Below are 15,308 nucleotides of genomic sequence, written 5' to 3'. Positions count from 1 at the left end.
GATGACCGGCAAGTTGAGTGCGCGGGCCCTCGAACTCACCGAGCGGCGCGTGCCGTTCGTCCACGCGCGCGTGGTGCGCGCCCAGGCACCCGCCTCGGCGCACCCCGGCGACGAGGCCATCGTGCACGGCGACGGCACCATCGACGGCTTCGTCGGCGGCCAGTGCGCCGAGGGTTCCGTGCGTACGGCCGCGCTCGGCGCCCTGCACGACGGCGGTCCCCTGCTGCTGCGCGTCCTGCCGCAGGGGGACGCCGAGTTCCCCGAGACGCCGGGGGCGCGGGTCGTGGTCAACCCCTGCCTGTCCGGAGGTGCGTTGGAGATCTTCCTGGAGCCGATCCTGCCACCGCCGTTGATCGAGGTCGTCGGGACCACACCCGTCGCGGAGGCCTGCGTCGCGTTCGCCGGCCTGCTCGGCTACGCCACGGCCCGCTCCCTGCCCGAACACCCGCCCACCGCCCACCCGTCGGCGGTGATCGTGGCCGGGCAGGGCCGCGGCGACGCGGAGTCCCTGCGCGCCGCCCTAGACGCGGGCGTCGGTCACATCGCGCTGGTCGCCAGCCACCGCCGTGCCGCCGCCCTCCTCGACGAACTCGGCCTGACCGAGTCGGAACGGGCCCGCGTCCAGGCTCCGGCCGGGCTGGACATCGGCGCCCGTACGCCGGCCGAGATCGCGCTGTCGATCCTGGCGGACGTGGTGCGAGTCGTCCATGCGGCGAAGGCCCCCGTGCCCGAGCGCCCTTCCCAGGCCGTGGACCCGGTGTGCGGCATGACCGTGACCGTAGGCCCCGACACACCCCATCTCACCACCGGGGAGGGCGAGTTCTGGTTCTGCGGGACAGGCTGCCAAGGCCGCTGGTCCGCGGGTGGGCGGGCCACCGGGTGAGCGGACTGTTCGCGGACGCCGACGACGTACGGCGGCGGCTCGACGAGGTCGGCCACCTCGTCGACGACGGCACGGCGACCGCCCTTCTCCTGGCTACGCTGCTCGACCGGCCGCTGCTGCTGGAGGGCGAGCCCGGCGTGGGCAAGACCAGTGCCGCGAAGGCGCTCGCCAAGGCGCTGGAGACTCCGCTGATCCGGCTCCAGTGCTACGAGGGGCTGACAGCGGGCGAGGCGCTCTACGAGTGGAACTACCAGCGCCAACTGCTCGCCGTCCGGCTCACCGAGGCGCACGGACGGGAGCTGTCCGACGCCGACCTGTTCACCGAGGACTTCCTGCTCGACCGACCCCTGCTGCGGGCCGTACGTCATCAAGGCCCGCTGCCGCCCGTGCTGTTGATCGACGAGATCGACCGGGCCGACGACGAGTTCGAGGCGCTGCTCTTCGAGTTCCTGGGCGAATCCGCCATCAGCATCCCGGAGTTGGGCACCTTCACCGCCGTACGCCCGCCCGTCGTGGTGCTGACCTCCAACCGCAGCCGGGAACTCCACGACGCGCTGCGCAGGCGCTGCCTGTACCACTGGATCGACTTCCCCACGCCCGAACGCACGGCGGAGATCCTGCGCCGTACGGTACCGGCCGCGAACGAACCGCTGATCGCCTCCACGACCGAATTCATCGGCCGGGTGCGCGAGTTGGACCTCGACAAGGCGCCCGGCATGGCGGAGGCCATCGACTGGGTCTCCGCCCTGGCGGCACTGCGGGTCGCACGACTGGCCCGCGACGACATCGTCCGCACGCTCAGCACGGTCGCCAAGAGCCCCGACGACCGCACCGCCGTCGTCGGCGCCCTCGACGCACTCGGCTATCCCGAAGAAGCGAGGACACCATGAAGATCGACAACGAGTTCAGCGTCGGTGTGCCGGTCGAGCGGGCGTGGCAGGCGCTCACCGATCTGGAGGCCCTCGCCCCGTGCATGCCCGGGGCCGAACTGACCGGCGTCGACGGCGACATCCACCGGGGCAAGGTCAGGGTCAAAGTCGGGCCGATGGTCAGCCAGTTCGCGGGTACGGCGCGCTTCGTGGAACGGGACGAGAGCGCCCACCACGCCGTGATCAGCGCGGCCGGCAAGGACATGCGCGGGGGCGGCAACGCGTCGGCGACGGTCGACGCGCGGCTGCGCGGCGAGGGCGCCGGCACGGTCGTGACGGTCAGCACGGACCTCAACATCAGCGGCAGACTGGCCCAGTTCGGCAGCGGCATGATCAAGGAGATCTCGGAGAAGCTGTTCGCGCAGTTCGTGGCGAACGTGGAGACGCAGTTGCTGGCGACGCGGGAAGCCGAGGCCGAACCGGAGGCGGAACCGGAAGCAGTCCCGGCGGCAGCGCCGGTGACACCCGTACCGCAGCCGACGCCGAGCGTGCCGCTGGACCTGATGCAGGTGGCCGGCGCGTCCGTGTACAAGCGGCTGCTCCCGGCCGTCGGCGCGGTCGTCGTCATCGCCGTGGTGATCTATCTCCTGGTCCGATGACACCGAGCGGTCCGCTGCTGCCCGCCGTCGACCGGGCCGCGTTCGCGACCGCGCTGGCCGCGCGGCTCAGGGAACACGGCGTGTCGGTGGGTCTGACCGGCACCCGGGACTTCGTGGACGCGCTCGCGGCCGCCCCGCCCAGGACGCGCACGTCGTTGTACTGGACGGCTCGCGTCACCCTCGTACGCGACCGTCCCGACCTGGCCCGCTTCGACGACGTCTTCGACGCGGTCTTCGGGCAGTCCGTACTCGCCCTCGACCCGAACGCGCGCCGCGACGGACACGGTGCGGGGGCCGGCGGCCGGGACAGGGCCGGTGCCGGCGCTCACCCCGGTGCCGCGGCCGGCGGTTCCGGTCTGCCGTGGGTGACCTTGCCGCCCGCCGTCGACGGCGCCGAACACCGTGCGGAGCGTGCCCTGACGATGCCGGAGCGCCTGCCCAGCGAGCTGGCGGCCGCGGTGGACACGCCGTTCGGTGAACTGGACGCGGGGCAGGCCGAGTTGCTCGGCCGCCTGCTGGAGGCACGGCTGCGGGAGTGGCCCGTACGCCGCACCCGGCGCTACGCCGTGCGGGCGAGCGGCCACCGGGTGGCGATCCGGGAGACCGTGGCCCGGGCCCGGCGGACCGGTTGGGAACCGGTACGGCTGGTCAAGGCCGGTCCGGTGGACCGGCCGCGCCGGGTCGTGGTGCTGTGCGACGTGAGCCGGTCGATGCAGGCGCAGGCGGTGGCCTGTCTGCATCTGATGCGGGCCCTCACGTTGACGACGCACGCCGAGGTCTTCGCGTTCGCCACCTCCCTGACGCGGCTCACCACGGTGCTCGCGCACCACTCGGCCCAGGAGGCGTTCGACGAGGCGACGGAACGGGTCGCCGACCGGTTCGGCGGCACCCGCATCGCCCACTGCCTGAGCACGCTCCTGGCCTCGCACCACGGCGGCACCCTGCGTGGCGCGGTCGTGCTGATCGCCTCGGACGGCTGGGACGGCGATCCACCGCACCGGCTCGCCACCGTCATGGCCCGGCTACGCCGACGCGCCCACACGGTGATCTGGCTCAACCCCCGTGCCGCCGCCCCCGGTTTCGCACCGCGCACGACGACGATGGCGGCGGCCCTGCCGTACGTCGACCTGCTTCTCCCTGCCGACAGCTTCGGCGCGCTGCTGCGGGTGCCGGGGGAGGTGGCGCGGCTCGGAAGGCGACGGGGGCGGGAAATTCCGATGCGGTGAGGCGCCCTGAAGGGGCGCGGGGAACTGCGCGACCAGCCCCCACCGGCCCGCAGAAACGGAACCGGCGATCCCGCGGAACCCTCAACTCCACAAGGTCACATGAATCGCCGGCCGAAATCGCCCCGCCGTAACCCCCGCCCCACGCAACATCGCCTGCGTGGCCCGCGGCGTGGTGACAAACCGCCGCAACTCCGCGGCAGCGGGCGGCGCTTCGCGGTCGGGCAGGGTGAGCAGGTTCCAGGAGCCGCGGGCCGGGAGCTGGGGGCCCGCCAGTTGGCGGAGGTCGCCCTCGGCGAGGTCCTTGGTCACCGCGAAGGCGACGGCCAGGGCCACCCCCTTGCCCCGCTTGGCCTCGTCGACGGAGGCGGCATGGCTCTGGAAGATCCGCTGGTTGTGTTCGGGGATGCCGAGGCGACGCAGCACCGACGGCACCATGCCCGTCCGCCCGACCGCCGAGGGACCCAACAGCCAGGTCTGGCCGCGCAGTTCGGCCGCACCGGCACTCGCCGCGGCCGCGAGCGGATGGTCCGGTCCTACGACGGCGATCACCTGGTAGTTGAGGAAGTGCGTGCAGGTCGTGGCGTCGTCGAGGGTGGCGGGGCGGGGCCCGATGGCCACGTCCACGGCGCGGGTCAGCAGCAGGGAGGCGAACTTCTGCGGGCCGTGCACGCTCAGTTCGACGTCGAGGTCGTCGGCGCGCCCCGCGAACAGCTCGATCAGGCCCGGGGCGGCATGTTCGGCGAACAGGCTCGACGCGGCGACGCGCAGCAGTCGTCGGCCGGAGCCGGCCTGTTTCACTTCGAGGATCGTCCGGTCCTGCAGCCCCAGCATCTCGGCGGCGCGGCTGGCCAGCCGCAGCCCGCCGGGGGTGAACGCGAGCCCGCTGGCCGTGCGGGCGAAGAGTTTGTCGCCGAGTTCCCTGCGCAGATGCGCGATGTGGATGGAGACGGCGGACTCGGTGACAGCGAGATCGGCCGCCGCGGCCTTCACGGAACCGAGGCGGACGGTCGCCGCGAAGGCCCGTAGTTGCGCCGGGGTCAACCAGAACCTCCCGCACTCACCACGGGTGACCGTTCACCTGTGCCGTGGACCTCAAATTAGCGCACCTGTTCGCCGAGAGCCATGGTCGCGTCGAGAGCCGCGGAAACACAGGAAAAGCACAGGTAGGAAAGTTCAGCGGTCTGCCAAAACCCGTACATCGCAAGGGTGTTGACGTGCACACACCGGCCTGCGAAGGTCTGGACCTGGCGCAGCCAGTAGCGCCCCCCACAGCCAAGAACCTGGAGTTGGCGTGCCTCATTCGACACCCCCCACCACAAACCCCGCAAGAGCCGCGAAGCCCCGCAACCGGCGCCTTCGCCGCTCCGCCGTCGTCACCGTCCTCGGTGCGCTGGCCCTCGTGGTCGGTCAGGCGACGGCCGCCCAGGCCAACGTCCTCACGTTGCTCCCGCAGAACGCGGACGGCCAGGAGCAGACCTTCTCCCCGGCCTACGACTACGACGGCGACGGCTGCTACGCCACGGCCGCCATCGGCCTCGACGGCACCATCAACCCCGGGCTGAAGCTCGGCGGCGACGTCAACGGGCACTGCCACGACATGGCCCAGCTGAACAACGCCAACACGTACTCGCGGACCAAGTGCAACAACGACTGGTGCGCCGTGATGTACGCCAGCTACTTCGAGAAGGACCAGGTCACCCTGGGCCCGGCGGCCATCGGTCACACCCACGACTGGGAGCACGTCGTGGTGTGGATCAAGGACAACACGGTCCAGTACGTGTCGGTGTCGCAGCACTCCGCCTACCAGGTGTCCGCGGCCTCCGGGGTGCGCTTCGACGGCACGCACCCCAAGATCGTCTACCACAAGGACGGCATCGGCTCGCACGACTTCCGCTTCGCCAACACCAACGACGAGCCCGCGGAGAACGCCACCGGCAACTGGTTCTACCCGCGTCTGGTGGGCTGGAACGGCTACCCGGCCGGCCTCAAGGACAAGCTCCTGGCCGCGGACTTCGGTTCGGCCACGCTGAAGATCAGGGACAGCGACTTCAACTACGCGCTGTCCATCGCCGAGCCGTCCGGCATCTCGTTCGACCCGAACGCGTGATGCCGGCCCGGCCTCGGAACTGGGTTTACGGGCGGGTCTCGTAGCGCGGTTTCGGGGCCGGGTGGATGTTCTGGTTGAGGCGGAAGACGTTGTCCGGGTCACGGTCGGCCTTGATACGGGCCAGGCGGTCGTAGTTGCCGCGGTAGCTGGCCCGGACGCGTTCCTGTCCCTCGTCCATCATCATGTTCACGTAGGCGCCGCCCGCCGAGTACGGGTGCAGGGCCTCCTGGTAGTCGATGGCCCACCTCTTGATGACGCCCGCGTTGGCGGGGTCCCGGTCGACACCGGCGAAGACGGACGCCCAGCGTGCGTCGCGGTACGCCCACGGGGTCTCGTCGTTGCCGACGTCGTGGGCCGCGCCGTCGATCGGGTAGAGGTGCATCGTCGACTGCGGGGTGGGCACCTCCGCCCCGAACTTGGCGTGGAGTTCCACGGCGTCATCGGGGATGTCGTTGACGAAGTCGGCGCGCCAGTACCACTGGTCGCCGGGCGGGTAGAGCCCGTCGAACATGCCCTGCATGTCCGGGTGTTGCATCGGTCCGGCCGCGTGCAGGAGGGGTGTGGGCAGCGCGTCGAGCAGGGGCGCCATCGCGCGTGCGGCGGCCTCGGTGTCGCCGCCGGTGTAGCACCACACGACCCCGGCCGTCTTGCGCAGCTGTATCTCCTCGGGGAACGGCGGGGCGGGCGGGACGCTGCCGTGCAGGAAGAACGCGTTCAGCTCGCGGGGCGCGTTCGGCAGGAAGTCCCGGTAGGCGGTGAGGACTTCGGCGCTGATCTCGACCGGCCAGAAGGTGGGGCCGGCGACGACCGTGCTCACCTCGTGCAGCCGGAACAGGAACGAGGTGACGACCCCGAAGTTGCCGCCACCGCCCCGGACCGCCCAGAACAGGTCGCTGTTCTCGTCCGAACTCGCCCGCACCCGGCTGCCGTCGGCCAGCACGAGGTCGGCCTCCAGCAGGTTGTCGATGGTCAGCCCGCACTTGCGGGTCAGATGGCCGAGCCCGCCGCCGGTGGCGAGACCGCCGACGCCGGTGGTGGAGATGATCCCGCTCGGGGTGGCGAGCCCGTGCGCGTTGGTGGCCCGGTCCACCTCGCCCCACACGCAACCCCCGCCGACCCGTACCGTGCGCGCCTCGGGGTCCACCTGGATGTCCTTCAGGAGCGACAGGTCGGCGACCACTCCCCCGTCGACGGTGCCGAGTCCGGCCCCGTGGTGCCCGCCGCCCCGTACCGCGAGGGGCAGTTCGTGGGCGCGGGCGAAGCCGATCACGCGGGCCACGGCGTCCGCGTCGGCGCAACGGGCGATGAGGGCAGGCCGTTTGTCGGTCATCGCGTTGTAGACGGCGCGGGCCTGCGGATAGCCGGCGTCGTCCGGGCCGATCAACTCCCCGGCGAAGTCCGTCAGTTCACGTCGAGCGGTCTGTGCGGGTGTGCTGGACATGCGGGTCCCCCGTTTCGTGGTGCTCTGGATGACCTCCTTGTTCTATTTCGCCCGGAACCGCACGGTCATCCGTGCGCGTCACCCAGCTCGGCGGCGCCGGGTACCTACGTTTCGCCGTACGGCAGCAGTCCGAGTTCCGTGGCGCGGGCCGCGGCCTGCCTCCTGGTGGGTGCGTCGAGCTTCTCCAGTACGGCCCGCACGTGGTTGTCGACGGTACGGACGGACACCACGAGCCGGTCGGCGATCTCCGGGTTGGTCAGGCCGTCCACCAGCAGTCGTACGACCTGGAGTTGGCGTTCCGTGAGTCCGCCCGGGTTGCCCCGGGTCGCCGCGTGCGGGCCGCGTGGGATGCGGCGGACGCCGAGGTCGCGCAGTTCGGTGCGGACGAGGCGGGCGAGGGGTTCGGCGCCGAGCGCGTCGAGTTCGGCGAGCGCGGTGAGCTTGTCGGCCGGGTCGGGGCTCTCCGCGAGCGCGGCGGCGTGTTCGTAGGGGCAGCCCGCCTGTTGCCACAGATCCGCTGCCCGCTTCCACTCACCGGCCGCCAGCAACGCGTACGGGTGGTCGCTGTCCTCGGCGGCCACCGGGTACCCGACCTTCCGGAGCCAGTAACCGAGTTCGGCCCGGTACGGCCCGTGGCCGAGCCGGCACGCCTGCTCGTGGACCGCCCGCACCGCCTCGGCCGCCGCCCTGTGGTCGCCACGCAGCCAGGCCGCCTCCGCCCGTGCGGCCGCCACCGGGGCCATGCGCTGCAGCTCCCCGGCCCGAACGGCGATCTCCCAGGCCTGGGTGAGGAGTTCGTCCGCGCCCGGCCTGCCGCACCGGACGCGCACGCGGGCCAGCACGGTCAGCGCGGGACAGCGGGCGGGCACGAACTCGTGCATCCCGTACTCGGCGTGCCGCTCGGCGTCGTCCCAGTCCGCCGCGGCGAGTCGGCGCATGGCCTTCTCGACGTGCAGATAGTTGAAGAACCCCAAGTGCTCGGCGCGGTCGGCGAGTTCCATGGCCGGAGGCAGAAAGCGGTCGGCCTCGCTGTACTGGAGGTTGTCGAGCAGGGACCAGATGATGTTGGCGTACGACCGGCAGGCGTGTTCGACCTCGCCGGCGGCCAGCGCCACGGCGAGGCTCTCCTCCAACTGCCGTCGCCCGTCCTGGTCCCCGCTGCGCCAGCGGGCGGAGCCGACGTTGTTCAGGGCGTGGGCCAGGATCGCCGCGTCGTCCGCGCGCCGGGCCAGGGCGATGGCGCGCTCGCCGTGCGCGATGGCCTCGGCGTACCGGTCGGACAGCATCCGCAGCTGGGCGGTGTTGCTGAGCGCGAGCGCCAACAGCCGGTCGTCACCGGCGTGTTCGAGGACGGCGATGGCCTCCCGCGCCGCGTCCCGCGCCTCCTCGGCATGGCCCGCCCACCAGTGGATACGGGACAGCCAGCGCAGGTCGCCGCCGAGGGCGAGGGTGTCGCCGAGGGAGCGGCGGAGCGCCACGGCTTCCCGTTGGGCGGCGACGGCCTCGACGGAGTCGGCGAGGGTGTAGCACTCCACGGCGTAGCGTTCGAGCAGGTCGGCGAGTTCGGCGGGGGTGTAGCGGTGCCGTTGCCGCAGCACGAGCCGTAGCTGGGCGGCGGCCTCGCGGTGGGCGCCCGCTGCTGTGGCGTCCCGGGCCGCGTCGGGGCCGTAGCGGGCGATGGCGTCCTGATCGCCGGCCTGCGCGGCGTGATGGACGATGCGGGCCCGGTCGGAGCCGGGACGGGCCACCAGCGCGGTGAGGACCTCGCGGTTGAGGTCGATGCGGCGGGCCGCGGGCAGGGAGTCGACGACGGCTCGGCGGATCAACTCGTGCCGGAACGCGACCCGTTCGGGAGTCACCGCGAGCAGTCCGCGCTGCTCGGCCGCGGCCAACCCGGCGACGCCGTCGGCCAACAGCGTGTCGACGAGCGGCCGTTCGACGGCCGAGGGCACCACGGCGAGTTGCTCCAGCGCGTCCACGGTCCGGCCGTCCAGCCCGCGCAGCCGGGCCAGCACCGCGTCGACGACGGTCGGGGGCACTCCCCCGGTGCCGCCGGCCGCGAGGACCTCGGCGACGAAGAAGGGGTTGCCCGATGTCACCTCATAGACCTGCGCGGGGTCCAGCCTGCTGGCCGAACTGAGCGTGTGCACCGCCGACTTGGAGAGGCGGGCCAGCGGCAGCCGGTGCACGCGGTCCGTGCGGGAGACCTCGCCGAGGAGGTGCCGCAGCGGATGCTCGCGGCTCAACTCGTCGTCCCGGTAGGTGAGGACGAGTACGGCGGGCAGCCGATGCATCCGCCGGACCAGGAAGCGCAGGGCGTCCAGCGAGGCCTCGTCGGCCCAGTGGACGTCCTCCACGACGAGCACCGCCGGATGCGGTACACCGGCCAACTCCCCTTGCAGGGCTTCGTAGACGCGGTGGCGGTCGCCGCCCTCCAGGACGGCCCGGGCGAGTTCGGTGCCGACGCTGCCGACGAGGTCGCGGAACGGGCCGAGGGGGCGGCGGGTGGCGAGGTCGTCGCACTGGCCCAGGAGGATGCGTGTGCTGTGCGGGAGCCGGTCCGGCATGGCCTTCACCAGGCTCGACTTGCCGATGCCCGCCTCGCCGAGGACGAGCGCAACAGAACCGGCCCCGTCCGCCGCCTCACGTGCGGCCGAAGCCAGTCGTGCCAGTTCGAGCTCACGCTCCAGGATCCCCCGATCCATGCCGCCGATTGTCCCACTCGGCGCGAACTCCCGTACGGGTGTCACACTTCGGCCCCTCGCCGCCCTCTTGAGTGCAGACACTCACGGGAGGCGCTCATGAACAGGACCGAACCGGCTGGGACCACCACGCGGCACCTGATCGAGCTCTCGGCCGGGCCCGTCGCGTACGAGGACACCGGCGGTGACGGTCCCGTCCTGGTGCTGCTGCACGGCCTGTTGATGGACGCATCGCTGTGGGCCGGTCCGATCGCCCAACTGTCCGCCACGCACCGGTGCGTGGCCCCGACCCTCCCGCTCGGCGCGCACCGCCACCCGATGCGGGCGGACGCCGATCTGTCGCTGCCCGGGGTCGCCCGGCTCGTCACGGAACTCCTCGACCGGCTGGATCTGCGGGACGTCACGCTCGTCGGGAACGACACGGGCGGGGCGCTGGTGCAGCTGCTGATGGCGGAGGGGGCCGCGCGCGTGGGGCGGGCGGTGCTCGTCTCCTGCGAGGCGTTCGACAACTTCCCGCCGGGCCTGACGGGCCGCACGCTCGTGCTCGCGGGGCGTCTCTCGCCGTGGCTGTTCGGGCAGTTCATGCGGCAGATGCGCGTGCGGGCGCTGCGCCGTCTGCCGTTCGCGTTCGGGTGGCTGACGAAGCGCGGGGACGCGGTCACCGCGCGCTGGACGGAGCCCGTCCGGCGGCAGCCGGAGATCCGCCGTGACGCCGTACGCGTGCTGCGCGCCGCGGCGGCGGACGGGCGCCGTCTGCTGGAGCAAACCGCCCTGCGACTGCGGGAGTTCGACCGCCCCGCGCTCGTGGTGTGGGCGAGCGAGGACCGGGTGATGCCGCCCGAGCACGGGCGCCGGCTGGCCGAACTCCTGCCGCAGGGACGGCTGGTGGAGGTGGCCGACGGCTACACGCTGCTCCCGTTGGACCAGCCTGCCGAACTCGCCCGGATCATCGGCGAGTTCGTACGCGCGTCCGTCCCGCCCGCACGGGCCTGATCTGGTGCCCGCGGCGCGGCTTGGGGGCGTCGAGCATGCTGACGCCGTTGTAGTTCCGGCCGTGCAGGTAGAACGTGGGCCCGGCGACGAAGGTGACGACGACGGCGACGACGCTGATCGGGAAGAGGACCGGGAGCGACTGCCCCTCGGGGAGGGTCTTGCCGCCCTCGTGGATCGCGTAGGCGAGGGCGGCGAAGAACACGACCGCGCACACGATCCCGATGACACGCATGACGGCCGCGAGCGTGCGGGTGGTGGCCTGGTCGCGGACCTCGGCCAGCAGGGACGCCGAGCACTCGGTGCAGGTCAGCTCCACCGTGTGCTTGCCCGACGGGGGCCGCTTGACCGTGTAGTGGGCGGAGGTCCAGGTGATCGTGCGCGTCTTCGGTTTGAGGATTCCGCCCGTGACCTTGTCGCTGAGTATGTGCCGGACTGCGACCTCCGCGGTCCCCGCTGTGCTCATGGTTCCTCCGACACGCGCTCTGACGATCATCACGAATCCCGCACAGTGTGACCTGTGAGAACCGGCCACTCAATGGTCCTGGTGATTTCTTTTCCTTCGCCTACAACTTCTCAACTCAGCCATGACGTGCGGGACTTCTCCGGTCGCACCTCTTGACGGCTTTGGTGCAGACCTTTAGGTTCACCAGCCAACAGACCTCCCATGAATGCATTCCCCGCTCACATATGTGAACACCCGTGTTCACCTCTCACCGCCCCTCAAGCCGGCGGCGTCCACCCCCCACCCAGGACGAAAGGCCCCCTCCTCATGCAACGCCTCGCCCTGCGCTGCGCCCTCGCCCTCTCCCTCGGCCTCACCGCCGTCGGCACCCTCGCAGCCCCCTCCGCCTCGGCCGCGACCGGCACCATCACCGGCCTCGGCGGCAAGTGTCTCGACGTCGCCGGCGCGAGTTCCGCCGACGGCACGGCCGTACAGATCTACGACTGCAACGGAACGGCCGCCCAGCAGTGGACGGTCGGCTCCGACGGCACCATCAGAGCCCTCGGCAAGTGCCTTGACATCACCGGCAATTCGACCGCCAACGGCGCCCAGCTCCAGCTGTGGACCTGCGGCGGCAGCGCCAACCAGCAGTGGACGGTCAGCGCCGCGCGCGACATCGTGAACCCGGCCGCCAACAAGTGCCTGGACGTCACCGGCAGTTCCACGGCCAACGGCACCCGCACCCAGATCTGGACCTGCTCCGGCGCCGCCAACCAGAAGTGGACCGCGCCCGCCGCCGGCGGCACGACCCCGCCCACGACCGCCCCGATGGCCGTGGCTCCGTACCTGTACAACGGCTGGGGAAACCCGCCCAGCCCTACGACTGTCATGAACGCGACCGGCGTGAAGTGGTTCACGCTGGCGTTCGTGCTGAGCAACGGCTACTGCAATCCGCAGTGGGACGGCGGCCGCGCGCTGACCGGCGGCGTCGACCAGTCGACCATCAACACCGTGCGGGCCAACGGGGGTGACGTCGTCCCGTCCTTCGGCGGGTACAGCGGCAACAAGCTGGAGAGCTCCTGCTCCAGCGCGAGCGAACTGGCGGCGGCGTACCAGAAGGTCATCAGCGCCTACTCGCTCAAGGCCATCGACATCGACATCGAGGCCGACGCGTACAGCAACGGGACCGTGCAGCAGCGGACCGTGGACGCGCTGAAGACCGTCAAGGCCAACAACCCGGGCATCAAGGTGTACGTCACCATCGGCACCGGGCAGAGCGGTCCCGACACGAGCCTCATCAACCGGGCCGCGTCCTCCGGGCTGACCGTGGACGCGTGGACGATCATGCCGTTCGACTTCGGCGGCGCCGGACAGAACATGGGCACGCTCACCCAGCGGGCCGCCGAGGGCCTCAAGACCGCGCTGAAGAACGCGTACGGCTACAGCGACGACGCGGCCTACCGGGACATGGGCATCTCCTCCATGAACGGCATCACCGACAACAACGAGACCGTCACCACCGCCGACTTCCAGACCATCCTCGGCTACGCGCAGGCGCACCACCTCGCGCGGCTGACGTTCTGGTCGGCCAACCGTGACCGTCCCTGCCCGGGCGCCTACCCGAACGACGACACGTGCTCGGGCGTGAGCCAGAGCAACTGGCAGTTCACCAGCATCTTCGCCCAGTACACCGGCTGACCGCCGCCCCCTCCGACCTTTTCTCCCCAACCCCCCATCACCACAGGAGAATCCGTGCTCAGACGGAAGAGACTGACCGGCCGCCACCCCATACCGAGAGCGCTCACGGCGGTCGCGCTCGTGGCGACCACCGTGACCGGAATCGAGTTCGCGACGCAGGCCTCGGCGAGCGCGGCGAGCACGGCCGCCGCCGCGATCCCGACCGGGTACACCACGGTGGTCAACAAGGGCAGCGGCAAGTGCGTCGACGCCCGCTCGGCCGCGAGTGCCGACGGTACGGCCGTCCAGCAGTACACGTGCAACGGAAGCACCGCGCAGAACTGGCAGTTGGTCGCCACCAGCGACGGCTACTACCGCGTGAACAGCAACCTGAACGCGGCCGAGGCCTGGGACGTCACCGGCGTCTCGACCGCCGACTCCGCGCTCATCCAGCTGTGGACGTACTCCGGCGGCAACAACCAGCAGTGGCTGCCGGTCGCGGAGGCGGACGGCGCCTACCACTTCGTCAACCGCAACAGCGGCAAGTGCCTCGACGTACCGAGCGCTTCCACCGCCGACAGCGTGCAGTTGGCGCAGTACACCTGCAACGGCACCGCCGCGCAGTCCTTCACGCTGGGCACCGTCTCGACGAACCCGCCGGGCACCCCGGACTTCGGTCCCAACGTGACGGTGTTCGACCCGTCGATGTCGGCGTCCAGCATCCAGTCCAAGCTGGACTCGGTCTTCTCCCAGCAGGAGACCAACCAGTTCGGCTCGGCCCGCCAGGCCCTGCTGTTCAAGCCCGGCACGTACAGCGCCAACGCCAACGTCGGCTTCTACACGCAGGTCGCCGGTCTCGGCTTCTCGCCGGACGACGTGACGATCAACGGCGCGGTGCACGCGGAGGCCGACTGGTTCCAGGGCAACGCGACGCAGAACTTCTGGCGCGACGCCGAGAACCTCTCGGTCAACCCCACGGGCGGCACGGACCGTTGGGCCGTCTCGCAGGCAGCGCCCTACCGGCGCATGCACGTGCGCGGCAACCTGGCGCTGGACGACGGTGGTTGGTCCAGCGGCGGCTTCATCTCCGACACCAAGGTCGACGGCCAGATCCAGTCCGGCTCGCAGCAGCAGTTCCTCACCCGCAACTCCACGATGGGCAGTTGGTCCGGCTCCAACTGGAACATGGTCTTCGTCGGCGACCAGGGCGCACCCGCCCAGTCCTTCCCGACGTACACCAACGTCGCCAGCTCCCCTACGATCCGCGAGAAGCCCTTCCTCTACGTCGACAGCGCGGGCGCCTACCAGGTGTTCGTGCCCGGGCTGCAGTCCAACGCCGTCGGGACGACGTGGAGCGGGAAGACCCCGACGGGCAAGTCCCTGCCGATCGACCAGTTCTACATCGTCAAGCCCGGTGCCACCGCGGCCGACATGAACACCGCGCTCGCGGCCGGCAAGAACCTGCTGGTCACCCCGGGCGTCTACCACCTCAACCAGACGCTCAACATCACGCGCCCCGACACGGTCGTGCTGGGCATGGGCCTGGCCACCTTCGTGCCGGACGGCGGGATCACCGCGATCTCCACCGCCGACGTGGACGGCATCGAGCTGGCGGGCCTGCTGGTCGACGCGGGCACAACCAACTCCGGGACCCTGGTGCAGATCGGCCCGTCCGGCTCGACCGCCACCCACGCGTCCGACCCGACGCAGTTGTCCGATGTCTTCGTCCGCATCGGTGGCGCCACCGTCGGCAAGGCCACCAACTCCCTTGTCATCAACAGCGCCAACACGATCATCGACCACACCTGGATCTGGCGGGCCGACCACGGCAACTCCGGCACGGTCGGCTGGACCACCAACACCGCCGACACCGGGCTGATCGTCAACGGCGCCAACGTGACGGCGTACGGCCTCTTCGTCGAGCACTTCCAGAAGACCCAGGTCGTCTGGAACGGCAACGGCGGCAGAACGTACTTCTTCCAGAACGAGATGCCCTACGACCCGCCGAACCAGGCCTCCTGGATGAACGGCACCGGGAAGGGCTATCCCGCCTACAAGGTCGCCGCCAACGTAACCAGCCATGAGGCATGGGGACTTGGCAGCTACTGCTACTTCAGCAGCAATTCGAGCGTGGTCGCCGACCACTCCTTCGAGGTGCCGAGCGTGTCCGGGGTCAAGTTCCACGACATGGTGACCGTCTCGCTGGGCGGGGTCGGCACGATCAGCCACATCATCAACAGCACCGGCGGACCGTCCAACTCCAGTACCAACGTCGCCTACCTGACCAACTACCCGTAGACCGCACGGAA

The 15,308-nt window shown here is 70.9% G+C and carries 12 protein-coding genes; 8 read left to right on the top strand and 4 right to left on the bottom strand.

The genetic code is table 11. The features are described from left to right. Nucleotide 1: 1 nt before the first annotated feature. From OG496_RS51455 to OG496_RS51440, 4 genes are read left to right on the top strand one after another with little or no spacing between them, the layout of a single operon-like run. Nucleotides 2-883, top strand: a complete 882-nt coding sequence (locus tag OG496_RS51455) for an XdhC family protein (protein WP_405975925.1) — start codon at nt 2-4, stop codon at nt 881-883. Beyond that, entirely contained in the window at nt 880-1,773 is an 894-nt protein-coding gene (locus OG496_RS51450) for an AAA family ATPase (protein ID WP_405975924.1), read from the top strand. The genes OG496_RS51455 and OG496_RS51450 overlap by 4 nt, the downstream gene beginning before the upstream one ends. Further along, nucleotides 1,770-2,411: an SRPBCC family protein gene (locus OG496_RS51445; protein ID WP_405975923.1), complete on the top strand. Its 642-nt coding sequence runs from the start codon at nt 1,770-1,772 to the stop codon at nt 2,409-2,411. The genes OG496_RS51450 and OG496_RS51445 overlap by 4 nt, the downstream gene beginning before the upstream one ends. Further along, nucleotides 2,408-3,637: a vWA domain-containing protein gene (locus tag OG496_RS51440; RefSeq protein WP_405975922.1), complete on the top strand. Its 1,230-nt coding sequence runs from the start codon at nt 2,408-2,410 to the stop codon at nt 3,635-3,637. The genes OG496_RS51445 and OG496_RS51440 overlap by 4 nt, the downstream gene beginning before the upstream one ends. Nucleotides 3,638-3,718: 81 nt before the next feature. Here OG496_RS51440 and OG496_RS51435 read toward each other — a convergent pair whose 3' ends face one another. Further along, entirely contained in the window at nt 3,719-4,678 is a 960-nt protein-coding gene (locus OG496_RS51435) for a LysR family transcriptional regulator (protein WP_366496423.1), read from the bottom strand. Nucleotides 4,679-5,036: 358 nt separating this feature from the next. On the opposite strand from OG496_RS51435, the gene OG496_RS51430 reads away from it, so the two are divergent. Then, nucleotides 5,037-5,744, top strand: coding sequence for an NPP1 family protein (locus OG496_RS51430; protein WP_327406960.1), 708 nt, complete (start codon nt 5,037-5,039; stop codon nt 5,742-5,744). A 25-nt stretch (nt 5,745-5,769) separates the two neighbouring features. On the opposite strand, the gene OG496_RS51425 is transcribed toward OG496_RS51430, so the two are convergent. Both OG496_RS51425 and OG496_RS51420 read right to left on the bottom strand, forming a co-directional pair. Continuing rightward, entirely contained in the window at nt 5,770-7,185 is a 1,416-nt protein-coding gene (locus tag OG496_RS51425; RefSeq protein WP_405975921.1) for an FAD-binding oxidoreductase, read from the bottom strand. Nucleotides 7,186-7,289: 104 nt separating this feature from the next. After that, nucleotides 7,290-9,890: an ATP-binding protein gene (locus OG496_RS51420; RefSeq protein WP_405975920.1), complete on the bottom strand. Its 2,601-nt coding sequence runs from the start codon at nt 9,888-9,890 to the stop codon at nt 7,290-7,292. Between the two features lie 96 nt (nt 9,891-9,986). On the opposite strand from OG496_RS51420, the gene OG496_RS51415 reads away from it, so the two are divergent. Next, nucleotides 9,987-10,880: an alpha/beta fold hydrolase gene (locus OG496_RS51415; RefSeq protein ID WP_405975919.1), complete on the top strand. Its 894-nt coding sequence runs from the start codon at nt 9,987-9,989 to the stop codon at nt 10,878-10,880. Here the strand turns inward: OG496_RS51415 and OG496_RS51410 are convergent. Beyond that, entirely contained in the window at nt 10,834-11,343 is a 510-nt protein-coding gene (locus OG496_RS51410; protein ID WP_405975918.1) for a hypothetical protein, read from the bottom strand. The genes OG496_RS51415 and OG496_RS51410 overlap by 47 nt on opposite strands. A 306-nt stretch (nt 11,344-11,649) precedes the next feature. Between OG496_RS51410 and OG496_RS51405 the strand changes: the two genes are divergently transcribed. Together OG496_RS51405 and OG496_RS51400 are read left to right on the top strand one after the other, a co-directional pair. Beyond that, complete coding sequence (locus OG496_RS51405) at nt 11,650-13,020, top strand: ricin-type beta-trefoil lectin domain protein (RefSeq protein ID WP_405975917.1); 1,371 nt, start codon at nt 11,650-11,652, stop codon at nt 13,018-13,020. A gap of 54 nt (nt 13,021-13,074) precedes the next feature. Further along, nucleotides 13,075-15,297 (top strand): RICIN domain-containing protein, encoded by a 2,223-nt coding sequence (locus OG496_RS51400; RefSeq protein ID WP_405975916.1) that lies wholly within the window; start codon nt 13,075-13,077, stop codon nt 15,295-15,297. The last annotated feature ends 11 nt before the right edge of the window (nt 15,298-15,308 follow it).

This window comes from Streptomyces sp. NBC_00988 (assembly GCF_045162645.1).
Classification (GTDB): Bacteria; Actinomycetota; Actinomycetes; order Streptomycetales; family Streptomycetaceae; genus Streptomyces.
This window is presented reverse-complemented; position numbering and strand designations above follow the sequence as displayed.